The 22,619-nt window shown below is 41.3% G+C and carries 27 protein-coding genes; 7 read left to right on the forward strand and 20 right to left on the reverse strand.

Annotated elements, in window-relative coordinates; all coding sequences use genetic code 11:
• Positions 1–5 precede the first annotated feature (5 nt).
• The 6 genes from BMW59_RS02455 to BMW59_RS02470 form a co-directional block, all read right to left on the reverse strand.
• Positions 6–740 carry a GTP pyrophosphokinase gene (locus BMW59_RS02455; RefSeq protein WP_093047442.1) on the reverse strand — a complete coding sequence of 245 codons (735 nt, stop codon included), beginning with the start codon at positions 738–740 and terminating at the stop codon, positions 6–8.
• Between the two features lie 446 nt (positions 741–1,186).
• Entirely contained in the window at positions 1,187–2,533 is a 1,347-nt protein-coding gene (locus BMW59_RS02460) for a sensor histidine kinase (RefSeq protein WP_093047443.1), read from the reverse strand.
• The gene (locus BMW59_RS02465) at positions 2,533–3,201 is read right to left on the reverse strand and encodes a response regulator transcription factor (RefSeq protein WP_093047705.1); all 669 of its coding nucleotides are present in this window, start codon (positions 3,199–3,201) and stop codon (positions 2,533–2,535) included. The genes BMW59_RS02460 and BMW59_RS02465 overlap by 1 nt, the downstream gene beginning before the upstream one ends.
• Before the next feature lie 212 nt (positions 3,202–3,413).
• Positions 3,414–3,542, reverse strand: a complete 129-nt coding sequence (locus BMW59_RS22180) for a hypothetical protein (protein WP_281244199.1) — start codon at positions 3,540–3,542, stop codon at positions 3,414–3,416.
• Between the two features lie 53 nt (positions 3,543–3,595).
• Complete coding sequence (locus tag BMW59_RS22185; protein ID WP_281244200.1) at positions 3,596–3,724, reverse strand: hypothetical protein; 129 nt, start codon at positions 3,722–3,724, stop codon at positions 3,596–3,598.
• Positions 3,725–3,821: 97 nt separating this feature from the next.
• Positions 3,822–6,500 (reverse strand): YhgE/Pip domain-containing protein, encoded by a 2,679-nt coding sequence (locus tag BMW59_RS02470; RefSeq protein WP_093047444.1) that lies wholly within the window; start codon positions 6,498–6,500, stop codon positions 3,822–3,824.
• 259 nt (positions 6,501–6,759) lie between these two features.
• Here BMW59_RS02470 and BMW59_RS02475 point away from each other — a divergent pair, with 259 nt between their 5' ends.
• Positions 6,760–7,116, forward strand: coding sequence for a SpoIIAA family protein (locus BMW59_RS02475; RefSeq protein ID WP_093047445.1), 357 nt, complete (start codon positions 6,760–6,762; stop codon positions 7,114–7,116).
• 120 nt (positions 7,117–7,236) lie between these two features.
• On the opposite strand, the gene BMW59_RS02480 is transcribed toward BMW59_RS02475, so the two are convergent.
• Both BMW59_RS02480 and BMW59_RS02485 read right to left on the reverse strand, forming a co-directional pair.
• The gene (locus BMW59_RS02480; RefSeq protein ID WP_177174161.1) at positions 7,237–8,082 is read right to left on the reverse strand and encodes an STAS domain-containing protein; all 846 of its coding nucleotides are present in this window, start codon (positions 8,080–8,082) and stop codon (positions 7,237–7,239) included.
• 247 nt (positions 8,083–8,329) lie between these two features.
• Positions 8,330–8,917: a class I SAM-dependent methyltransferase gene (locus tag BMW59_RS02485; RefSeq protein ID WP_093047447.1), complete on the reverse strand. Its 588-nt coding sequence runs from the start codon at positions 8,915–8,917 to the stop codon at positions 8,330–8,332.
• A gap of 209 nt (positions 8,918–9,126) precedes the next feature.
• Here BMW59_RS02485 and BMW59_RS02490 point away from each other — a divergent pair, with 209 nt between their 5' ends.
• Complete coding sequence (locus BMW59_RS02490; protein WP_093047448.1) at positions 9,127–9,822, forward strand: YetF domain-containing protein; 696 nt, start codon at positions 9,127–9,129, stop codon at positions 9,820–9,822.
• Between the two features lie 64 nt (positions 9,823–9,886).
• On the opposite strand, the gene BMW59_RS02495 is transcribed toward BMW59_RS02490, so the two are convergent.
• Together BMW59_RS02495 and BMW59_RS02500 are read right to left on the reverse strand one after the other, a co-directional pair.
• Positions 9,887–10,741 (reverse strand): cytochrome c oxidase assembly protein, encoded by an 855-nt coding sequence (locus BMW59_RS02495; protein WP_093047449.1) that lies wholly within the window; start codon positions 10,739–10,741, stop codon positions 9,887–9,889.
• Entirely contained in the window at positions 10,738–11,244 is a 507-nt protein-coding gene (locus BMW59_RS02500; RefSeq protein ID WP_093047450.1) for a DUF2243 domain-containing protein, read from the reverse strand. Before BMW59_RS02500 ends, BMW59_RS02495 begins: the two co-directional genes overlap by 4 nt.
• Positions 11,245–11,495: 251 nt before the next feature.
• On the opposite strand from BMW59_RS02500, the gene BMW59_RS02505 reads away from it, so the two are divergent.
• Positions 11,496–11,753: a DUF4190 domain-containing protein gene (locus BMW59_RS02505; RefSeq protein WP_093047451.1), complete on the forward strand. Its 258-nt coding sequence runs from the start codon at positions 11,496–11,498 to the stop codon at positions 11,751–11,753.
• A 94-nt stretch (positions 11,754–11,847) separates the two neighbouring features.
• Here BMW59_RS02505 and BMW59_RS02510 read toward each other — a convergent pair whose 3' ends face one another.
• The gene (locus BMW59_RS02510) at positions 11,848–12,519 is read right to left on the reverse strand and encodes a phosphatase PAP2 family protein (protein WP_093047452.1); all 672 of its coding nucleotides are present in this window, start codon (positions 12,517–12,519) and stop codon (positions 11,848–11,850) included.
• 292 nt (positions 12,520–12,811) lie between these two features.
• A complete protein-coding gene (locus BMW59_RS02515; RefSeq protein ID WP_093047453.1) occupies positions 12,812–13,480 on the reverse strand; it encodes a ribonuclease H family protein in 669 nt (222 codons plus the stop codon).
• Between the two features lie 289 nt (positions 13,481–13,769).
• Here BMW59_RS02515 and BMW59_RS02520 point away from each other — a divergent pair, with 289 nt between their 5' ends.
• Positions 13,770–14,048 carry a hypothetical protein gene (locus BMW59_RS02520; RefSeq protein WP_093047454.1) on the forward strand — a complete coding sequence of 93 codons (279 nt, stop codon included), beginning with the start codon at positions 13,770–13,772 and terminating at the stop codon, positions 14,046–14,048.
• A gap of 54 nt (positions 14,049–14,102) precedes the next feature.
• Here BMW59_RS02520 and BMW59_RS02525 read toward each other — a convergent pair whose 3' ends face one another.
• The 4 genes from BMW59_RS02525 to BMW59_RS22400 form a co-directional block, all read right to left on the reverse strand.
• Positions 14,103–14,555, reverse strand: a complete 453-nt coding sequence (locus BMW59_RS02525) for a GNAT family N-acetyltransferase (RefSeq protein WP_093047455.1) — start codon at positions 14,553–14,555, stop codon at positions 14,103–14,105.
• Positions 14,556–14,933: 378 nt separating this feature from the next.
• Entirely contained in the window at positions 14,934–16,070 is a 1,137-nt protein-coding gene (locus BMW59_RS02535) for a S8 family serine peptidase (protein WP_093047456.1), read from the reverse strand.
• A 463-nt stretch (positions 16,071–16,533) separates the two neighbouring features.
• Complete coding sequence (locus BMW59_RS02540) at positions 16,534–17,307, reverse strand: 3-hydroxybutyrate dehydrogenase (RefSeq protein WP_093047457.1); 774 nt, start codon at positions 17,305–17,307, stop codon at positions 16,534–16,536.
• 70 nt (positions 17,308–17,377) lie between these two features.
• Positions 17,378–17,608, reverse strand: a complete 231-nt coding sequence (locus tag BMW59_RS22400; protein WP_093047458.1) for an SDR family oxidoreductase — start codon at positions 17,606–17,608, stop codon at positions 17,378–17,380.
• A 562-nt stretch (positions 17,609–18,170) separates the two neighbouring features.
• On the opposite strand from BMW59_RS22400, the gene BMW59_RS21500 reads away from it, so the two are divergent.
• Positions 18,171–18,320: a hypothetical protein gene (locus BMW59_RS21500; protein ID WP_177174162.1), complete on the forward strand. Its 150-nt coding sequence runs from the start codon at positions 18,171–18,173 to the stop codon at positions 18,318–18,320.
• 185 nt (positions 18,321–18,505) lie between these two features.
• On the opposite strand, the gene BMW59_RS02550 is transcribed toward BMW59_RS21500, so the two are convergent.
• The 4 genes from BMW59_RS02550 to BMW59_RS02565 all read right to left on the reverse strand — a co-directional run bounded on the left by BMW59_RS02550 (position 18,506) and on the right by BMW59_RS02565 (position 20,343).
• Positions 18,506–19,054, reverse strand: coding sequence for a GNAT family N-acetyltransferase (locus tag BMW59_RS02550; protein ID WP_093047459.1), 549 nt, complete (start codon positions 19,052–19,054; stop codon positions 18,506–18,508).
• Between the two features lie 37 nt (positions 19,055–19,091).
• Positions 19,092–19,391 (reverse strand): hypothetical protein, encoded by a 300-nt coding sequence (locus tag BMW59_RS02555; protein WP_093047460.1) that lies wholly within the window; start codon positions 19,389–19,391, stop codon positions 19,092–19,094.
• A 23-nt stretch (positions 19,392–19,414) separates the two neighbouring features.
• The gene (locus BMW59_RS02560) at positions 19,415–19,873 is read right to left on the reverse strand and encodes an SAM-dependent methyltransferase (RefSeq protein WP_093047461.1); all 459 of its coding nucleotides are present in this window, start codon (positions 19,871–19,873) and stop codon (positions 19,415–19,417) included.
• Positions 19,874–19,959: 86 nt separating this feature from the next.
• Entirely contained in the window at positions 19,960–20,343 is a 384-nt protein-coding gene (locus BMW59_RS02565; RefSeq protein ID WP_245732918.1) for a VOC family protein, read from the reverse strand.
• A 177-nt stretch (positions 20,344–20,520) separates the two neighbouring features.
• Between BMW59_RS02565 and BMW59_RS02570 the strand changes: the two genes are divergently transcribed.
• Together BMW59_RS02570 and BMW59_RS02575 are read left to right on the forward strand one after the other, a co-directional pair.
• Positions 20,521–21,231, forward strand: coding sequence for a GntR family transcriptional regulator (locus BMW59_RS02570; RefSeq protein WP_093047463.1), 711 nt, complete (start codon positions 20,521–20,523; stop codon positions 21,229–21,231).
• Between the two features lie 75 nt (positions 21,232–21,306).
• Positions 21,307–22,521: a M24 family metallopeptidase gene (locus BMW59_RS02575; protein ID WP_245732919.1), complete on the forward strand. Its 1,215-nt coding sequence runs from the start codon at positions 21,307–21,309 to the stop codon at positions 22,519–22,521.
• The last annotated feature ends 98 nt before the right edge of the window (positions 22,522–22,619 follow it).

Here is a 22,619-nt window from a genome sequence, read left to right on the forward strand (position 1 = left end):
ATATCCTACCTTGCTGCATTAATATAGGAAGACAGGAATTCTCTTGGAAGACGAAACCTTTCATTATTAGCAATAAGATCACTGCTGCTGTCGTTTTCTTTATACTCATTGATCTCTTTGTGAATCCTTTCCATCTTAATATCAAGATGGGCTGCCGTTTCTGCTGCTTCCTTTAATTCCTGAAGAATAGCAGGCGGCGCGTCTTTATTGTATTTATAATAAATTTTGTGTTCGAGGCTTGCCCAGAAATCCATGGCAATGGTGCGGATCTGGACTTCAACATAAACGTCAAGCACTCTGTCTGACATAAAGACAGGTATCTCAAGAATTAAATGAAGGCTTTGATAGCCATTAGGTTTAGGATGAGCGATATAATCTTTCTTCTCCACTACACGAATATCTTTTTGCCGTTCGAGCATGTCGCTTATCTCGTATATATCTGACAGAAAGGCACACGAAATTCTTACACCTGCAATATCCTGAATGTTTTCCCTGATAGATGGAATTGTCAGGTCACACCCTTTCCTCCAGACTTTGTTCATAATGCTTTCCGGTGTCTTAATACGTGATTTCACATGTTCTATCGGATTATAATCATGAATGTAATGAAACTCCTGCTGTAAAATATCTATTTTAGTATTTAACTCATCCAAAGCAAACTGGTACGTCATTATAAACCGGGTTAACTCCTGTTTAACAGCTTTCAGCTTCCTTATATTTAAAGGGGCTGCTGTTTCCATATCCTTCTCCTCCTCAGTCAGTTCCTGCTTTCTGGTTCAAATCTTTTATAAGCTTTCTTTATCTTCTTTACGCCGCACACAAAAGTCTGCGTGTATGCCCTGGCTCCTCAGCAAATTTACAATTTCCCTGACAGACTTTTTTCTTGGAGAGACCTCCGACTCAGAAGAACGAGGGTTTCCTGGCAATTCGCTTGTCCTCCTGTCCGTCTTCGATAGGCTCATCTGTGTTGACACCTCTTCCTGTCGATTTTGTATCATTTCTTTCTCCCTTTAAATTTTATAAAAGGTTTATGAACTCACTGTGAACTGGTGAAAAGGAGTATACTGTAAAAAATCAGTCTGCCGACAAACCTGCAGAAGCTGTCATACGTCTTAATTTTTGATTCTAATAAGAATAATTTTTTAAAGAGAAAAACGTCCTGCCAGGCTGGGCAGGACGCATCTATTTACTCTCTATTAAACGGAATTTCCACCGAAAAAACAGACCCTTTTTCTTTTTCACTAAATACATTAATCCCACAGTTATGAATGGTTAAAATCTTCTTCACAATTGATAATCCTAATCCGTTTCCGTCAGTGGAACTGCTTCTTGCTTTATCCACTTTATAAAATTTGTCAAAAAGATGAGGGAAAGCTTCTTCAGGTATTCCTTTCCCGTTATCTTTAATACTTACCTGAATATGGCTGCTTTGTTTTCTAAGGGTGACAGTAATGATTTCTCCTTTAGGAGAGTATTTAATCGCATTAGTTAACAGGTTTACCCATACTTGGCTGAATAAATCTTCATCTGCTGTTACTTCCGCCGGTTCAAGATCCAATTCCACTGTCAGCTGCCGCTTTTTCCATAAAGGCTCTGTTGCCAGTACGGCGCGTCTCACCTGTTCGTCAAGCCGGTAATTAACAGGTTTAAACGGATACTGGTCTGATTCAAGCGACGCCATCTGCAAAAGATTCTCGCTCAGCCGAGAAAGTCTTTCTGTTTCTTTATATATAATATCAAGATATTCTTTCTGGTTTTTTTCCGGCACAATATCGTCCCGGATTGCTTTCGTAAAACCTCTGATTGACGTAAGCGGAGACTGGAACTCGTGGGAGACACTGCTTACAAAATCATCTCTCATTTGATCTATTTGCTCCACTTCAGCGGCCATATGGTTAAAGCTCCTTATAAGCTCACCCACTTCGTCTTTGTTGTCTTTGTTTTTGACCCTGATGGAAAAGTTTCCTGTGGCCATTTCTTTAGCTGCTGCCGTTAACCTTTTTATTGGATCAACGACATACCGGGAAGCCAGAAATATTAACAGACTTCCAACAATAAGAACAATCAGAAGAGCTATTAGAATGACGTTCCGGATCGCTTCTCCCTCTGCTTCATAATCCATATGAACAAAGAGGGCAAACGACTCATCACCTATTTCTACTGGCATCCCCCCTACCCTGGCTTGGCTCTCATGGTATACGACCGGTGAAACCGCGCTCCCTGTGATTACTTCCTGGTAGGCCCCTTCACTGACAGGAAAAGAGGGCTCCTCAGAAAGCGGTTCCCCTTCTTCATTTACGATCATCACTTCAAAATGAAATTCTTTTAGTGTCTCTATCATGTCATCAATAATCTGAGCCTCAGTCATCTCCACGACCCCTGCAACTCCCCGGGTGACATTTGTAATTTCTTCTTCAAAAAGCACTTCCCGCTGAAAAAACAAGGATGTAATCATATATGAAACTAATAAACTTATTAAGACGACACTAATAAAGGTCGCAACTATCCGCAAATACAGGCTTTTTTTAATCATCAGTTTTCCTCCAGCCGGTATCCTAAGCCTCTGACGGTCGTTATCGTCAAGTCAGGAAACGGGGTCATCTGCTCCCTTAACCTTTTAATATGGACATCTACTGTTCTTTCATCACCTTCATAATCGTATCCCCATATTTTCTCGATCAGCTGGGCACGCGTGAAAATTTTCCCAGGAGAACCGGCGAGAGTAAAGAGCAGCTCGCATTCTTTCCGTTTCAGCTGCACGGTCTCTTGCGCCGATGCCACGGTCAGACGCTCCACATCTATAGATACATCTCCTATTTTCACAAGGTTCTCCAGGTTAATATTATAGCGTTTCAAAAGGGCTTTCACACGCAGGTTCAACTCAACCGGATCAAATGGCTTAACTAAATAATCGTCCGTTCCAGCATTAAAGCCCTTTACTTTATCCTGGGATTCGCCTTTCGCTGTCACCATAAGGATAGGAATATTTAAGAACGATCGGATATCTTCGGTTAACTCAATCCCATCTAAATGAGGCATCATTACGTCTATAATCGCCAGATCGATCTTTTCCGCAGAGACCAGATCCAGTGCCTCTTGCCCATCTTCCGCTTCAATCACATTAAACTGGCTGTTTTCAAGATACAACCTCATCAGTTTTCGGATATGCGGATCATCATCAGCAACTAGTATTGTAGTCATTATTACGTCCCCTGCCTTTCTATTATCTCGTTTATGCGGTGGGTCGGCTGGTTTTCTTCCTGATACATCGGTTGGTGCTACTTCCGTTGCACCAACACTTGTTTCTTCTTTTTCTGCTGCTTTATGCGCTTGTTTGCTCGCTATTTCTTCCTGATACATCGGTTGGTGCTACATCCGCTGCACCAACACTTGTTTCTTCCTTTTATGCTGCTTTATGCGCCTGTTTGCTCGCTATTTCTTCCTGATACATCGGTTGGTGCTACACCCGTTGCACCAACACTTGTTACTTCTTTTTTAGCTGCTTTATGCGCTTGTTTGCTCACTATTTCTTCCTGATACATCGGTTGGTGCTACATCCGTTGCACCAACACTTGTTTCTTCCTTTTATGCTGCTTTATGCGCCTGTTTGCTCGCTATTTCTTCCTGATACATCGGTTGGTGCTACACCCGTTGCACCAACACGTGTTACTTCTTTTTTAGCTGCTTTATGCGCTTGTTTGCTCGCTATTTCTTCCTGATACATCGGTTGGTGCTACATCCGTTGCACCAACCATACCATCCCCATTACTTTTTATAATATCACCTGTGAGTATGTAACGAGAATTGTCTTCCTGCCTGTTCTATTCTACAAGGCGGCTGGATTTGGATTTAGCGTATGTCCTTTCAATTCTGGAGGCAAGCACTGGTTTTAAAAGAAGTCCTACAGCGAGGGTTAATAACCAGAAGCCTGACAGAATGATAACGTTTTTCCATACGAGAGCCGGTATAATCCCTCCTGCTGCTTCTCTCAGCAGGTTAATCGCGTAAGTGAAGGGTAAATAAGGATTGATCTGCTGGAAAAATGGTGGAGCGACTTCAATTGGGAATGTCCCTCCCCCGCCTGACAGCTGCAGCACGAGAAGCACAATAGCCAAAGCCTTGCCAATGTTGCCCAAAATGGAGGCCAGTGTATAAACCATTGTCATAAAAACAACGGCTATAATAACTGAAAATAAAACAAATAAGTAGGGGCTGTCTGCATACACGCCAAGAAGAGTGAGATTTCCTATGCTTACAATTAACCCTTGGAGAACGCCCACGATTAAAAACAAAATCATTCTTCCAAGATAAATTGAGCGGAGAGTAAATTCCGGATGGCGATCCACTGTGTGTAAATTAGTGCTGATCAGATTAGATAACAGCAAAGCGCCAACCCAAAGACTTAAGGTCGTGTAAAAAGGCGCATTGGCCGATCCGTAATTAGGTATTGGAAAAAGCTCTTCTTCCACTAAATTTACAGGGTTTGCGAAAAAATCAGTTTCTTCATCAAGATCATTCCGCAGAACTGAAATAATTTCATTCAGTCGGTCCTCTTCTTCTATGTCACGTATTTGGTCCGCCACTTCTCCTAAATTTTCTTCCATTTCAGGAAGCTCGCTGTGGGATAATTCAGCGAGATCGTTTACTGCTTCCTCCACTTGCGGCATATTTTCTTCTAATAATTCGGTCAGCCTCCGGTAGTCTTCTTTTACTTTAGGCAGGTCATCCCGTATGAAATCGGCCGTCTCATATATTTTTGCTTCAATGCCTGGCAGGTCCTCGCGGACAAAGGCAGCTGCTGATTCAATTGCCTCGGTAATAAGCGGGAGTGTGTCCTGAATTTGCTGAGTTATATTCTTAATGCTTTCTTCCAATTCAGGAAGCCGTTCAATTTGTTCTTCAATACTTTCTTCTCCATTAACAGCTATTTTTTCTGCATTTTCAAGCGTTTCTTCTACTGTTTGTAAAGCTTTATAATTTTCTTCGAAAGAGTTGCCGACGTTCTCCAGACCGGATCTGAGGTTCTGGATGGCTTGATCTGTCTGATCGGCCCCTTCTCCCATTAAATAATCGTGAAGGCCGCCTGCCATTTGTTCAGTTTCTGAAGCGGTTGACTGCAGGGACTCTATTAGGTCCTTTCCTGGAGTTTGACCAGATTCAATTGTCGTTAACGCGCCCTGAAGTTCCTTTTGAAATGTTTGAAGGTGCTCTTTTACCTTCGTTAACTGGTTAATAACTTCAAGCAGTTCCTCATCCCCGGAATAGTCATGAATTGAGCTGTACATATCTATGGCGTTATCAAGAACGTCTATATGATTTGCAAGCTGTTTATCTAATTCTTTCAGCACGTCCTTTGCCTTATCTTCCTCCTCATTGTCTATAAACATATTCAGAGTATTTTCTGCAGAAGCAGCTGTCTGACTCGCGAACAGCGCCTGCTGGGCGACTGTCTCACTGACTTTTTCAGACGAACCTTCAACTTCATCTATAAAAACCATGAGTGCTTCTGAATAGTCTTCAATTGAGTCAGCTCTTTCTTCGACTTCCGGCAGCCTTTCCTGGGCATTCTCAATCGTTACTTGAGCTTCCCTGGCGCCGTCGAGAGCTTCTTCAAGCAGATCTGCAATGTCTGCAAACCGGTTGTTTAACTCGTCAACCTCCGCCACTGCTTTTTCAATGTCTGGAATGGTTTCTTCCAATTGAAGCACGCCTTCGCCCAGTTCATTGATTTCGGGCAGGCGGCTTTCAAGCAGGAGAATTTGTTCCGTTCCATCATCAATCTGGGGACTAAGGCTCCTTAATTCCAGAAACTGATTTATATGGTTATCAATTTCCTCCCAATTTTCATCAAACGCCACCACTTGTTCTGCAAATTCGTTTACAGCAGGAAAATGGGACTCAAGGTCATAAACTGTTTGTTTAATTCTGCGGAATGTAGGAAGTTCTTCTTCCAGTTTAAGCCCGAGTCTGTCAAATTCCTGAAATAAAGTCTTTGAGGTTTCTTCAATAAATTGCTCATTAATCTCTTTTACGATCGCAGATGCGCCTGCGGACGTCATTTTAGGAGCTATGGCATTCACTTTTTCATTGACCTGGTAATGAACTTGCGCCGATTCCGGTTCTCCTTTAACCACGCTTGAGAGATCTTCAGAAAATGAGCTGCTTATATAGACACTTGCGTAATAGTCTCCGTATTCCACCCCTTTTTCAGCTTCCTTCCTTTCAACAAAAGACCAGCCGAAGTTATCATTATTTTGAAGATTCTCTGTCAGTTCTTCCCCTACGTTGATGAATTCTCCATCAACATAAGCGCCTTTATCTTCATTGACCACCGCAACCTGAACTCCTTCCGTATTGGCATAAGGATCCCAGGAGGCACTTAAGTTGAACCAGGCGTATAAAGACGGCAGAATTGCCAGTCCTATAAGAAGAATGCCTACGAGAGGCACTCGTTTAATATTCAATAAATCCTGTTTAAATATCTTCCATACGTGTGTCATTGTCTTCCTCCATAATTATCTTCTTTACATTACCGGTTGTAACTGGCGAACCGGTAATTGCCGGCTCTGTCATCAGCACTGTAAAAGACTAACATGGAAGTATGAACTGAAAATGAACTGAGAAAAATTTTATGGCGGTGTATTCAGCTTTTTTCGCTATTTTTCGACAAAAGGGAAATTTAGGGCTTTTAAAATTTTTTAATGAGGGTAATGGTACTCATATAATAGGGGTAAAAAACTACTAACCGGGGTGAAACTTATGATTAGAGAATTATCTGTCAGCGAGGGTAATTTTATTGCATTCGAAGTTACTGAGAATGTTTCAGAAGAAGAATTTGGAGATGCCTCTGATAAAATGAAAGAATTAATAGGGAAATACGGAAAGATCAGGTTAATGGTCCGGTTCCCTGAGCTTCCTATTCAAGATGTCAGCAGTATAAACAACCGTTTTAAGTTCATAAAAAATAACTTTAATGATATTGAAAAATATGCGGTAGTGACTGATAAAAATATATTTAATATTGCAGCCGCTATCGTAGATACCGCAAGTGATACAGACGTCCAGCGATTCAGTACAGATGATTTAGAGGAAGCTGTCCAGTGGGTTAAATCCTAATAGTTGAAAGAATAAATTAAATAGCGGTGGTTATATAGCCGCTTTTAATTATTCTTAATTAAGGGGAAAAGAAAAAGACCAGCAAAAGCTGATCTAAAGGCAATAAATATTTAAAAACGTCTATTTAAAAGTAAATTCTCTCGATTGAATGGCTTCAGCAAGGGAGGGTTTAATAGTCACCTCTTCAAACATTATACCTAACTGGACAGTAGATCTGGCTAATTCAGGCCTCATTCCGGAAAGAGTCGTTGTCACGCCGATTAGCTTAAGGGCCCGTATAAGGTGCATCAGTTCTTCTGCCACTATTTCGTCTATTGTTACTACACCGGACAAATCGAGCAGCAGGTAATTCACGCGCTGCTTCGAGCACTGGTCAATTGTTTTATCCAGAATAATTTTTGAGCGGAAGGAATCGATATTTCCGACTAAAGGAAGCAATGCGACCTGAGGACTTAAAGAAATAACTGGTGAGCTCAATTCCATTATGACTTCCTCTTGTGCTTCTATTCTTTGTTTAGCGTATTTAGTATGTTCCTCAACAAACCTAACTGAAATTTTCCTGAACCAGTCATCTATAATTCTATACCAATGAATAATCTCTTTGACTGAATACTGATTCTCTACTTCATCCACGTATTGATCCAGTAAACGGTAATATTGTTCTTCTGTTCTGTTAAATTCATTAAGAATTAAATGCAAAGGCGTATTTAAATGTTCTTCATCTTTAGCTATTTCATCTATCCACTCTTTAATGCTGTTTTCAAAAGTGTCTATTTCACTGTTGAATACGGCAAAAAAACGTTTGTGAAAATCATTATTCTGCCTTTTCAAGTTGTCAATCACTTGAGAATCCGGTGAGGAATAGATCCCTTCTGGCGCACTAATTTTAACAGAGTTATACCATTCTTCAGTAATCTCGTCTGTATGTTCCATTAAATAATCATACAATTTCTCATTCTGATACATGAAAACCTCCCTCTGTAAATGCAAATATGAATACAAATTCATACTAATTTTGAAATATAGACTTTTATTTATTTACGTAATTTCTATACTTTGCAGCCTTTTTTGAGTTTCCCCTCCGCTCTTAAACCTCTTCCTTGGTCAAAACCTATTACCACAAGTTTACCATAACATTCATGCGGTCTAATGTTAAATATTTCTATCTTTTTTATGGAAAATCATGAGTTTCCTTTTGTTGATAATTTCGAACTCAATTTTTAGCTTGAATAGCTAAAAACAGGCCGCTGTTATACTTGTGAACCTGCTCAATAGTCATGCCTGAATTTTTTATGTTAGCAAGTGTATTACGGTCTAAATGGCAACCGTCACACATTCGTTTCCATACCGGAGTTACCCATTTCTGCATCTTTGCTGCTGTGGGCTGGTCGAGACGGACATGCTCAAATACCAGAAGAGTTCCGTGAGCTTTCAACACTCTTCTTAACTCTTTTAAAGCTATGTCAGGATGAGGGATGGTGCAAAAAACTAACGTTCCGACAATCATATCAAAGCTATCATCTGAAAACGGCAATTTTTGAGCATCTGCCTGAATAGCTTCAATAGGCACCTGAGCCGCCTTTATTCGTTTTATAGATTTACGGAGCATTACAGGATTAGGTTCCACAGCTGTGACAGCTTCTGCTTTTGTATAATACGGAAAATTAAGTCCGGTACCCGAGCCAATTTCAAGTACTTTCCCCTCTGCTTTTTGGATTAAAAATTGTCTAATAGAACGAAACTTTATTCTCTCCAGAGGAGCCATCAATGCATCATAAATCTCAGGAATCACTTTACCCATATTCTCCCCCTTTCATTGCCTGCTCTCTTATTGTTTATTCTAATCTGATTTAGCTACTCTTTCATTCCCATTTATGCCTCTGGCTATTACCGCCCCGCCCTGAATAAATATCACTAATACACGTTACACTAATAACCAGCTTCTGCTGTAAGTGAATATATATGGTAAATAATGGGGGGGTCTGACCCCTTTTTGAGGTGGCTGCTTATATGGATACTTCTGAACTTATATTAAGGATAGCGTTCAGTTTTCTAGTTTTATTTGTGATGACCCGAATTACGGGAAGAAAAGAAATAAGCCAGATGACGTTTTTTAATTTTGCCTCTGCTATTGCTATAGGTTCTATCTCCGCAAACCTTGTCGTTAATGCTAACTTCAGTATTCAACACGGTTTTATAGCTTTGTTAGGCTGGACTATTTTAACACTTGTTATGGATCTTATTGATATAAAATCAAAAGAAGGAAGAAAAGTGGTCACAGGTGATCCTGTTATTGTGATTAAAGAAGGTAAAATAGTCGACAAAGAATTAAAGAATCAGAGGCTCGACCTGGACGCTTTAAACTCAATGCTGCGCCAGCAAAGAATATTTTCCCTTGCAGAGGTGGATTATGCGATACTTGAACCTAATGGTAAATTATCAGTTCTGTCAAGAGATTATAACTTGCCTTTAACAAAACAGGATATGAATATTACAGGCCCGCAGAAAGTCTTCCCTCTGCCAACCGAAGTGATTTCTGACGGACTGGTCATAAAGAAAAACTTAGAAAAACTGAAACTTGACATCGACTGGCTAAAACAACAGCTGGATCAAGCAGGCATTCATTCCTTTTCAGATGTTTTCTATGCTCAAGTTCAAACTGACGGCTCTTTATTTATAGATCCCCAGGATAAAAAAAATAAATAATATGGCAGACAAAAAGGCTGAGCAACAGCCTTTTTGTCTGGGAATAAATGGGGGGTCTGTCCCCTTAATCAGCCGCAGGGGTAAACTGGCCTGCGGATGTCTTTTGGGACATTTTGCCTCGGGGACGGGCGGCACGGTACCATTGGAGACAGAGCATGAAAATAATGAAGACGTCAACTGCATCACCGCCGTAAAACATCAGCTGCCCTCCTGCTTCGGCTTCCGCCCTGGGCACGCCTGCAGGCGGGTTAGCATAAATGAACTTGGATAGTATCTGATGCCCGGCGAGTGCAAGTACCAGCACAATTGCCCTGTACAAATAAGCAGTCCTGTGAGGCATAGGATCAATTGAGATCATCGATGCTGTAAATACATAACCCGCTAAAAATACGTGCATATGAATAAACAAGTGAAGCAGCACATCATCGTGCATGGCTGCATACAACTCAGTTGTGTAGAGGATCCAAAGACCCCCAATGTTAAGAAGTGAGGCGACGGCAGGGTCAGTGACGATACGTGCTGGCAAACTTTTTAATACTTTCGTCAGGCGCCGGCCCCACTTAACAGGCATTGCCCGCAATAACAGTGTTACTGGTGCAGCCAGCACCATTAATAATGGAGCAAGCATTCCCAGCAGCAAGTGTCCCAGCATATGAACAGTAAAATTGGCATGAGCCCATTCAGCGAGCGGACCAATTACGGCTGCAAGTGCGCATCCTGCTCCTATTGTAAATAATACCACCCTGTAACCCTGCCACGATTTCCCTTTCTTTTTTACTGTGGCTGCAGCAAAAAGGTAAATGACTAAAGCAACCGCAAACGGGAAAGCGAGAATAAGCTGGGGCCCAAGCCCGGCAACATCAAAAAATGCCGTGGAATGAGAATGGCCATGCGGTTGAGAGTGGTTTAACACGATCATGATCTTCCCTCTTCCCGCTTAACACTTTTCTGTACCCGTCTAAGTAAGTATACTCCACCCAGAATCATAATGACTGCTGCTGTATTCCATATAATGTCATAAACAATTACATTTTCAACATATCTGATCTGATGGATTCTGAACACTTTGTGCTGGATAAGCCCGTCGTACAGCTGAAAAATACCGGCACCGAGAAGCACAGACCCCCACCACCTTGTAAGCCAAACAGCTCGCCGCCGTCTTAAATCGGCATACATAAAGAGCCCGCCAATTGTCGCAAACCAGCTGAACGCATGGAAAAGACCGTCAGAAATTAAACCAACATCCATAGTTGATCTGTCATAGAAATGATGCCACCGGAGCAGCTGATGGAAAACCATCTCATCAATAAACGCAATCATCCCAAGTCCGAACAGGAAACCGGACCAAAAGTTCCGCCCTGAATATTTGAGCCGGTTAGGCTCATTTGCGCTTCCCGCTTCCAGTTTTGTATCCGCATCCATATTATTCCTCCTTTTTATATACCTGCATGAGTTTATTAACTAATAAGCACTTCCCGCTGTTCCTGTATTATAAACAGGCATTCCACAAAAAGGATCAGTCCCCAAACATAGGTACATTTAAGTTTTTCCAATTTTAACCAAAAAAACTCTAATTAATATAATAATTCATTTAAAAACCTGTGCTTTATCTAATATTCCCCGGTTAAAAAACAATTCGCAGTGGAAAGAGGTATATAGGAAAGAGGTGCCTCATGAAAGAATATAAGAACTTAAAAGCAGTCACATCGATGGTAACAGGGGTTTTATCCATTATTCTTTTTTTACTCCCGTTAGTGGGCCTGGTGCTGGCTGTTTCAGGACTTGGACTTGGTATTTTAGGTTTAAAAGAAATTAAACAGACCGGAGAACCGGGAAGGGGTTTTGCAATTACGGGGATCGTTTGCGGAGGAATAGGCTTACTGATTCCCGCTGTTTTAGGGGTGCTGGCTTTTTACATGCTGGCAGGGTAAAGCTGGAGATATTCAGCTAGTTGAAAATTTGCGATCGGCCCTTTTCAAAAAAAGACGAACTGCAAAATCATACAGTTCGTCTTTTCTATATTAATTAAATACTTGTACTCTTTACAGGCAGTTTCTTCTCACCCCATACCCGGAAAGTGAATAGGCATACGTTCAGCCAGGCAATTGAAATAATTGCTGCGGCCAAAATATCCGACGGGAAATGAGCGCCTGTGATAATCCGGCTCAATGCCACTAAAATAATTAATCCCCCGAAAATTACAGTCGCTGATACCTTTGCCGTGCTATTTTCCAACTGGCGGTATGCCAGATAGATTAGAAAAGAAAATAATATGACACTCCTCATCGCGTGGCCGCTCGGGAAACTATAGGACGGTATTTCAAGGGAATAACCGAAAAATTCAATGACGCTGCTCTCACCAGGCCTGTCCCTTTGAAATAAAATCTTAAGTATAAAATTCAGCACGACTCCGCCTCCGGTCAAGACGATTAAAAAGACAGCATGATTCCACATTTTCTTATAAAGGAGAAAAACACCGACAAGGCCTGTCAAAATTAAAATGGCTTCTCCGGAGCCTATAACAGTTATTATTTCCATAAAAGACACGACTACGGACGGCACGCCTTCCGTGAGCCACGAAGTAAGTGTTTCATCTAAAAAGGCGAGCCGATTAAATAAAGTTAAAACTGAAATGACTGCAAACAAAATAAAACAGCTTAAAGCAATAGATATATTTTTCTTATTATTATCCTCCACGGTACGTCACTCTTTCTTCTGTAAAATATTCTCGTTGGGCATTCCCTTTAAATAAAATTTATAAGCATACATTCCTTCATAAAGAGTTAAATTTTTCAAAATCAATCGCAAATTTACACTGAAATTCCAGATTACTTAATTTTTTGTCACCTTTCAATCAAACTTTTTACCTGACTTTGTCTCAGTTCCAGAGATGCCAGCAGATGCGAATTCAGTCTTTTACCGAATTAAATCACACAAAAAAAGACAGAAGCATTAATCTGCAACTGTCCGGATGGCTGATTCTCTATCATTATTTTTTCGCCTGAGGCCTTTCAGCGTTACTCGCAATCTCTATTTTCTGAAGCGCCTGCGAGGCCAGATGGTCTGCTTCACCGTTCTTTTTACGTGAAATTAAACGATATTCCGGGGTAATGCCTAACTGCTCCATCTTATCCTCAATACGGTCTGCCCACTTATTCAGTTCCGGCTCCATGCATGGCCACTCCCCGCTCAGCTGGTTCAGAACCACTCTGGAATCACCTTTAAATATGACCGGAAGATGATGAACCCCTAACTCTTCTAACTCCTGCAAGGAAAGGTAAAGAGCTGCATATTCAGCCTCGTTATTAGTCTCCAGATCTCCGGCTAGCCGGTTTTTTCTAAGGCGGAATGATTTGGTGTTTTGTTCATAATAAATCGCACAGCCCAGTCCTGACTGCTTCGTTCCCTGATCAAACCCTCCGTCAAAATAAACCGTAAGATGGTGCGGTTCTGTCTCTATTTCAGTAAGAAATTTTCTAAGCTCCTTAAGTGACCACGTATGGCCACGCGTGTCTGAAAAGGTGATATTTTTTAACCTGCCTGTCCTTTCCAAATCTTCAGCTATTATGAGGGCCTGCTCTGCTCTCATGGTATCTGAGAAAAAAACAGTTTGTGCCCCTTTAGGTGTTTTATAAGTCATTTCTAATGTCACATTCATTTGAAGACCTCCTCTGAAACAAGAAAGTTCCGCTTATCGCTCTGTTAATTGTAACCCACAGACCTATTTCCATTGTTCCCTTTTTAATCTGTAACCACTCTCTTTTTTAATGCTCAGCCTTCATGGCCTGGTTGGAAGACCAGGGATAAATACCTGAAGTTTGTGCCTATAGCATGTGAAATAAGCAACATCTTACATACAAAAAAGTAAACAAAGTCCCGTTCTACTTGATAAAAAGTTAAGGTAAAATAAAACTTCAGCAGATCATCTAATAAATGGAGGTATGTATATGAAAAAAATAGTTTCAGGTTTAATAGTTGTTGGATTACTCTCAGTTGCCGGAGGGGTCCATGCTCACGAACATTACATCGAAACACCAAACGGGAAACATATTATCATCTCAGAAGAGCCGGACCATGTTCATGAGGCTCATCACCCTATTCACTATAAGCTCCATATGGGACCATCTTCAGAAAATAGAGCGATTAAAGTAGCTGCTGCATTTCTGAACGAAGACGGCCAGTATGTTGATGCTGATGGCAACTTACTGAACGTCATTAACAGGTAGGCGCTTTGTACCTTATACCCCCTTGTTACGCCAAAATCCAGGGGGGTCTTTTCCTTACAACTTCAGCGATAACCGGATCATATCTTTGCATACAATACCGTTTTCCACTATTTCTTCTGAATAATTCTCTGTAAAGAAATCTTTCTCTATTTCACTAATTCTAAAACCGCATTTCTGATAAAGGGCCAATTGTCCGAGACTAGAATTCCCTGTGCCTATCTCGATGGTATTGAATCCTCTTTTTCGAGCTTCCTCTATGGCGTGCTTGACAAGTTTTTTCCCTATTCCTTTGCCCTGATCCTTTGAAGAGACGGCAATATTTTTAATTTCTGCATTATCATATTTTAAAGGAAGCAACACGTATACCCCAATCACTTCTCTGTTTTTTTCTGCGACAAAACAGTCCCCTTTCTCCAAATACTCCTCAACAAGCACCCTGGAAGGATCAGCCGTTAACAGCAGCCCCATGGGCGGATTTTCGGCATTGTTCAGTTTTCTGATTATCATTCGTTTCTCTCCTTTAACTGTTTAATTGACCCTGCCATAAAAACATTCTCCTGTGACGACCATTTACCGCTATTTAACTCAATTATTAATGGCAGGCAAGTTCGAGGACTGCGAAGGACTTATAAAGGGGGTTGTACAAATTGCCTCGTGTCTTACGGCACCACGTATGCCGATTTAATTAATGAACTGCTCGATCCATTGGGAAAACCTCTCATGGTTAATCTCGCACTGGACACGATTTTTATAAAGCAGCTATTCGGATAGGGGCCTCAGTAAACCTGAACACAATTGACAATACGCTGACAGTGTTTGACCAAACTCTTGATAAGTTATATGTATGGACCGGTGTATTGCCGGTCCTGTTCAGCCGGTCGGAATTTAAATCAGTCGTGCGGCATTGGAAGCATCTAATAATCCAAAAGAAGGAATCCTGTCAGACGTCGAATCAGTAATACTGCGGGCTGAATTCTGAATGGCTCGAATAATAGCTGCATTGGATGCGTTTGGGTTAACAGCCTTCAGCATAACAGCGGTACCGCTTACTAATGGAGCAGCCATGGACGTCCCTTGCAAAGAATCATAGTGTCGTTGAATTCCGCGTATAGAATAAGTCGGTGTCGTTGATAAAATTGCCGTTCCCGGAGCGGAGATACCCGGGGATGCAGCCCGGTTCGAAAACGATGCAAGCCTGTTTCGTCTGTTAGTCGCGCTTACGGATAATACATAATTATAGCCGGCCGGGTAATGGGGAGTGTCTAACCCGTCATTTCCAGTGGCCGCCACGAGTACAATCCCTTTTTTATAAGCTCTTTCAACTGCCAGCTGCTCTGCCCTGTTAAATTCAGGTCCGCCGAAACTCATGTTAATAACATCTGCTTTTTTATCAATAGCATAACAAATTCCTGCAATCATAGACTCTGATGTAAACCAGCCATCGCCCATTTTAACCGGAATAATCATAGCAGTGTTAAAGCTTGCTCCTGCTATACCCGTCTCGTTATCTGTTAGAGCTGCGGCAATTCCCGCAACATGTGTCCCATGGCCAGCTTTGTCAGTAATATCGTCCGGTTGACCGGGCCCCACGTTTACCCCATCAGTTATTTTAGATGCCAAATCAGGATGCTCAGGATCGATGCCCGTATCAAGGATGGCAATTTTCTTGTTCGGGCTTAAATGTTTTACCTTGTTGAATGCCCCTTCCGGATTAATCCTCTGCAGCCCCCATTGATTAACTACGCCATCATTTTTTGTGTTAACGCCCCTGGAATAATAAGGATCGTTTGGAATGTATGTCGGTTTTCTTATATAGTTATACTCAACGAAATCGACTTCCTCACGTTCTGAATACCTCTGATTGAATTTTTCCTCTTCCCCTTCAGGAACATTGACGATATCAATATCTACTTCAGAAAGTGTTTTAAGACAGTTAGTGCCAACCTGTTTATGAATATCATCCTTTGATATGCTTTTTGCATTTTTCTTAAAGCAAATTAATAGTTTCCCTGGTTCCCTCATTGCTTCATCCCACCCTTTTTCTTTTTTTACAGCTTATTCGAAGGAAAGGAATGAAGAAACGGCGTATCTATCAGGTTATTAGCATAAATAAAGAGAATTTCCATAAAAAACTCTGCAGGTTAATTCATTTAATAGAGAACGCCCCATTGGAAAGAAAAAAGACACGTGAGAAAAGTATCTTTAGAGGAATTTGTGTTTACATAATAATATTATTTAAACTGAAAAAGGGGCCCCGATGATTTTAGTTTACATAATATTGTTATCGTTACTAAAATGAAACCGAACAATAGTTAATTCTTTTTCAACGACCATATTTTAAGAGGATGGCTGTCTCCATTTTCCACTGTGGCTGTTTCACACACACGAAAGCCCAAAAAAAAACCCTTAGAAAAACCAAACATGCGGCGCTGACAATCAAGGACCCCTTCCTTAAGTGACAGCGGCAGGCATGCCTTAAATAGTCTTACTGGGCTGTATAACCGCCGTCAAGGACCACAGCCTGCCCTGTAATACCTTTTGCTTTATCGTCTGCAAGATAAAGGGCATAGTCAGCAATTTCCTGAACGGCCAGCAGACGTTTCTGAGGTACAAGCGGGTAGAGAATTTCTTCCTTCACTTTTTCTACCGGTACATTCCGAGTTTTCGCAAGATCTTCAAACTGTCCTCGCACGAGCGGCGTATCAACATAACCAGGGCAGATGGCGTTTACAGTGATATTGTGTTCTGCTGTCTCCAATGCCGCCACTTTTGTGAGACCGATAACACCGTGCTTCGCGCTGTTATACGCCGCTTTTCCGGCAAAGCCGATCAGCCCGTTAATGGAAGCCATGTTAATAACACGGCCGCCGCCCTGTTTTTTCATGACTGGAAGTGCATGTTTCATCGCAATAAATGGCGCGATCTGCATAACTTTAATCATAAATTCAAATTTTTCTGTCGGGAATTCTTCAATCGGTGAAACGTGCTGAAGACCTGCATTGTTAAAAAGAACGTCCAGTCTGCCGTAAGTTTCAACCGTTTTACTGATTGCCTTCTTAATATCTTCTTCGCTCGTCACATCAACTTTAAGTCCGAGACAGTCGTAACCTTCTTTTTTCAGATTTTCAGTTACTTCGTTAATCTTTTCTTCGTTAATATCTGTGAAAACGACTTTTGAGCCTTCTTTCAGGAATGCTTCCCCTATTTGATAACCGATTCCACTTGCTCCCCCTGTAATAAATGTTACTTTGTTATTCATATAAACCCCTCCGATTATAAAATTTATTGTGATGCCTGATCTCTCAGGCTTCAGAGATTTTCAGAGATTTTCAGTATTTCGACGATGCTGGATACACCGTTATGCCGCAGCCGATGCATAAAGTGGCAAGGCCGTAGCGTGACTTTCTGCGCTTCATTTCATGAAGCAGTGTCACAAGGACCCTCGTTGGGAGTACTTTTCCTTCAATACCTGCCTTATTAAAGAGAACATCTACTTTACCAAAAGCTTCAACAGTTTTTTCTATGCAGTTTTTAACCTGAGCTTCTTTTCCTGCATCCATGGCAACTATAATATTTTAGGTCTAATGCCGGTACAGCCTGAATCTAATGCTTCCTGATCCAGATCTACTAATGTAACCTTTGCTCCGTGATTTCAAAAAGATTTAACTGCTTCCTTGCCAATACCGCCGGCAGCCCCAGTAATTACAACAACTTTTTTATTAAAATTCATGGAAAAAACCTCCTTAATTGATATAAGAAAACCATTTTATTAATAAAATACCTTTATTTTGAATATTCAAACTATAATAATTCATAAATTTGAAAAATCTGACTTTTAATATTTGCGTTATTGTGGCGCCTACGATAAATTTGTCGAAGGTTACGTAATCGATGGAAATGTTGAAAAGACAGACAGTGGGTAAACCATTGGAGAAATGGCTCAGCAAATTATAGAAATCACAGATGCCTATACTTTAGAGGAATCAGAAGCGTTGCGTACGGAGTTCAAAAAAAAACGCAGATACCATCCACTTTGCCCAGCTTGATAAGAACCCGGATCGTCACTTTGGTGAATATGTAACTTACTCCGGAGAAATTATCGAGATTCAAGAAGGCCATGGAATGACGATTATGCGTTTAACGGTCAATGGTGGTTGGGATAAGATTATCTGGGAGGAATATGAAGACTACACAGATTTTGTTTCAGATGATTATGTGACAATTTACGGTGAAGTCTGGGGAGCCCATAACTATACATCTCAATCTGGCTAAGAAATTACAGTCCCTGCAATTATGGCCGACCACATCGAGTAAACTTATCCGGAATAAGGTATATCATTAACGAATCATTTGAAAAGCTCTGCTCAACACCTCGGCAGCACGCTTTGTTTGATTTCGTTTAAGCATGATTGCTCCCAATTCCATAGACCTCCTCCGGTATCTTTTAAAATCTCATTTTAAATAACCAGGTTATACTCTTCTCTTATTAACCCGAACACATAGCAGTCGACATGTTTGTCATATAGTTTTTCCGCGCTTTTTAAGCAGCCTTCTTTTTTAAATCCGATCCTCTCTGGAATTGCGGCACTTTTATGGTTTTCTACTGCTGTACGAATTTCAATTCTCTTTAGGTGTAAGTCAGTGAAACAATAATTGACGACCGCTCGACAAGCCTCCGTCATTAAACCTTTACCCTCAAATTTTTCGCCCAGCCAGTACCCGACAGACGTCGACTGATTAGGCCAGTCAATCCTATGTAAACCTATGACCCCTGCCAGCTCTCCTTTATACCAAATCCCTGCCTGAAAGCCATTAGTTTGGCTGAATTGCTTTAATGACGCTTCAATAAATTCGTTTGAATCGTCTGGTGTTTTAATAAAATCTACCCAGGGAAGCCACTGACGAAGGGAATGCCTTGACTGATCTGTCAAGCGGTACAGTTCTTCAGCGTGCTTTGGCTCCAGCAAACGTAATTCTGTATTATTATTAAGCTCATATTTAAACATATGTATCTCCTTTATTTTTTACTGTAATGTTCCTGGCTTAATCAAAGCGCTGGGTGTCAATGCCGTCAATAATCTCTTCCATTTCTATCATGAAATTTAACTGGAGAGGTCCAGGCAGCACTTCCTGAATTTGTGACACTTCTTCCATACTTTCTAATTCATCCAAGGTTCGGGGCGGGTGATCAAGACTGTGATACCAGCGTTTAAATTCCCGGGCAAACTCATAAAAATTAGCTTCGAACCTTTCAGCCGCTTCCACTCCTTCATCCCCTTCTGTCTCTTGCATCCTTTGCCAGTCTTCAAGGATAACAGCTAACGCTTCGTTGACTTTTTTCATTGGTGACCTCCTAAGCAAACTGCTTATTTCCAGTAATTTTTCATAATTTCGTTTGTCCATGCTGGTTGTTCTATTGTCCCTGCAGGCAAAAATTCTTTCATGACAGGCTTTATATCTAAAACAGGCGTGCCGTTAATACAGTCTAGACCGCTTACGACTATCTCCCTGCCTTCTTTCTTTAATAATTTAACAGACGCGAGCCCTAACTGATTTGGCCTGTTTTTCCCCCGCTGGGCAAAAATGCCTGCCTTTGGAAGAGTGATATCATTTCTTGGATGTCTGGCTCCTGTGATCAGTTTGTCTTTCTCTACCTTATGAAAGTAATAGATAATTTCCAAATGAGAGAATGATTCAATTTCATTTAAAGATTCTTCTGGAAGGGATTGATCAATGACTATTCTAGAAATCACTTCTCCCCAAAAATCATCTTTCACCTGATGCCTTTCATTATAAGCGAAACCAACTGGGGTTAATGTAATCATTTCAGCTTCTCTTCCTCTCCTGTTAATTTTGAAAATCGCCCATGAGCGGCAATGCGAGTAAATAATATTCTCCCAGGCTCCAATTATCAGGTTTCAACCTGGGTTGCTACAGACCATATATTTCCTGCAAAATCTTTAAAGGTCCCTCTTTTGTCAGGTTCTCCGTCTTTATTAACAGGTGCTTCTATAGCCTGGCATCCTAATGCAATTGCTTTATTGTATGTTTTATCAACATCACTTACATATACATGCAGCAAATGCGTATTAGGGGGGAACTGTTCAGAAGAATCACCAATCATAATAACCGAGTCACCAATAACTACCTCAGCATGCATCACTGAGCCATCTGGCATCCCAAACCTTCTTAAAGTTTCCGCTTTAAAAATACCCTCTAACAAATCGATCATTTTCTGCGCGCCATTCACCACTAAATAAGGAGAGACAGAATTATAGCCTTCAGGTTTATACAATTGTTTTATTACAAGCTCCTTCCGCTAACCATTCTAAATTGGCCCGCTGGATATTTTTTAACCAGTATGTATTTCTACGCTCTTTCTCCGGATTCCTTTTTTACTCGTGGTCTTCTTTTCATTCCTCCCGCACACGATTACAATGAGTAATAAAGAGTTAATAAGGGAGCAGTTCATATGTCCAAAAATCAAAGAAAATTGCCTTTGTATGTGCAAATTAAAAATAAATTGGTGACAAATATTAAAGAAGGGGTTTGGAAACCGGGTGACCCAATTCCTTCAGAAAGCCAGCTTATGGAACAATTTAATGTCAGCCGAACAACTATAAGACAAGCTATTCGGGATCTTTCCCAAACGGGAATAGTGGAAACCCGAAGAGGGATGCCGGCAAGAACTCGCCAGGCACCAGCAGAAGATTCCGCTAACCACGGGATCATCCATCATGAGTCAGGGAATGACATGGGCGTAACCGTCTTAAGGGCAGAGTTGACAAACACACATTTTTTAGCCAAAGCAAACTTAGAACTGGATGATTCAGAAGAAGTGTATTTTTTGGAAAGAATCAGGCTTGCTGATGGAAAGCCTATAGCCTACCAGCAGTTATTTGTACCGGAATATATCAGAGAGCTAATAAAACCTTCAGAGTCAGAGATCTTCGATATATTCCCCTTATTAGGAAAGCACGGGGTCAATTTTTCAACGATTAAAGAAAACGTTTCTGCCGCAAACGCTGAGAGATACGAAGCTGATCTTTTAGGAATCATTCCGGGGGAAGCATTGATAGATATTTTCCGCACCACAATCGGCATCGATGGACGTCCGATTGAATACAGCCGGACGCGATACAAACCCGAATCCTTTAATTACCGGGTGGAAATTGGCAGGTAATCCACGAAACTTATTGCAATAAGATTTAACTTATTGTAACATGTTCACCAAACAAACAGAGAGAGGAGAAAAATTTTGAGTAAACTTTCAAGTATCAGGCATGACAAAACTCAAATTGATCTTGTGCGCATGCGCCAATACCGACTGGGAAGAGTCCGTGAGCAGCTGAAAAACTTAGGTTATGGAGGGATCGTCATTTTTGATCCTGTGAACCTCCGCTACGCTACAGGGAGCCGGAACATGCAAGTATTTATGCTGAGAAATCCGGCCCGCTATGCCTTTATCCCTGTTGAAGGTCCAATTACCTTATTTGACTTTCCTAACTGTGAACACTTATCTGAAGGCCTCGAGACAATTGATGAAGTAAGACCTGCGATTACGTTAACTTATGTCGCTTCAGGAGACTCCCTGCAGGACAATGCAAAAGAATGGGCCCGGGAAATCGCTGACCTTATGAGGACACACGCCGGGGAAAACAACAGGCTTGCAGTTGATTACATTCCGGCTGCCGGGGCTATTGAACTGAGTAAAGAAGGCATCGTGTTATTTGATGGGCAAGAACCAATTGAACACGCTCGAAGTATTAAAAATAAGCAGGAATTAGAAGCGATGAAAATTTCTGTCCGGACTGCCGAAGAAGGTATGATAAGAATGCAGCAGGCTTTAAAACCTGGAATTACTGAAAACGAGCTCTGGTCACATTTACACCAGACGAACATTATCCAAGGCGGCGACTATATTGAAACGAGGCTTCTCAGTTCAGGAAGCCGTACTAACCCTTGGTTTCAGGAATGCAGTGATAAAGTTATACAAGATGGGGAGTTAGTAGCGTTTGATACGGACATGAATGGACCGTTTGGATATTTCACTGATATCAGCAGGACGTTTTATTGCGGCGAAGGCGAACCGTCGGATGAGCAGAAGCGCCTGTATCAAACCGCATATGAACAGATCCAATATAACATTGAGCTCCTTAAGCCGGGAATGGCGTTCCGCGAGTATTCAGAAAAAAGCTGGAAAATTCCCAGTGAATACTTCGCTAACCGTTACTTCACGGTGGCTCATGGAACAGGGCTTAGCGGAGAATACCCTTATATCGTCTATCCTCAAGACTTTGAAGAAAAAGGCTACGATGGCGTCATAGAGGAAAATATGGTTCTTTCTGTGGAAAGCTATATAGGCGCTTCAGGCGGTAAGGAAGGCGTCAAACTGGAAGAACAGCTTCTAGTGACAAAAGATGGGGTAGAAAATTTTTCTGACTTTCCGTTCGAATCAAAACTTCTGAAATAAAACGATGGACGTTTAACAAAGAAAAGGTATGGACTCTTAAACTGGGGGACGAACCAGATTAGACGTTATTTTTCGGTTTATCACCTACTCGGGAGCCT

The sequence above is a fragment of the Salipaludibacillus aurantiacus genome, assembly GCF_900111295.1.
GTDB classification, from domain to species: Bacteria; Bacillota; Bacilli; order Bacillales; family Salisediminibacteriaceae; genus Salipaludibacillus; species Salipaludibacillus aurantiacus.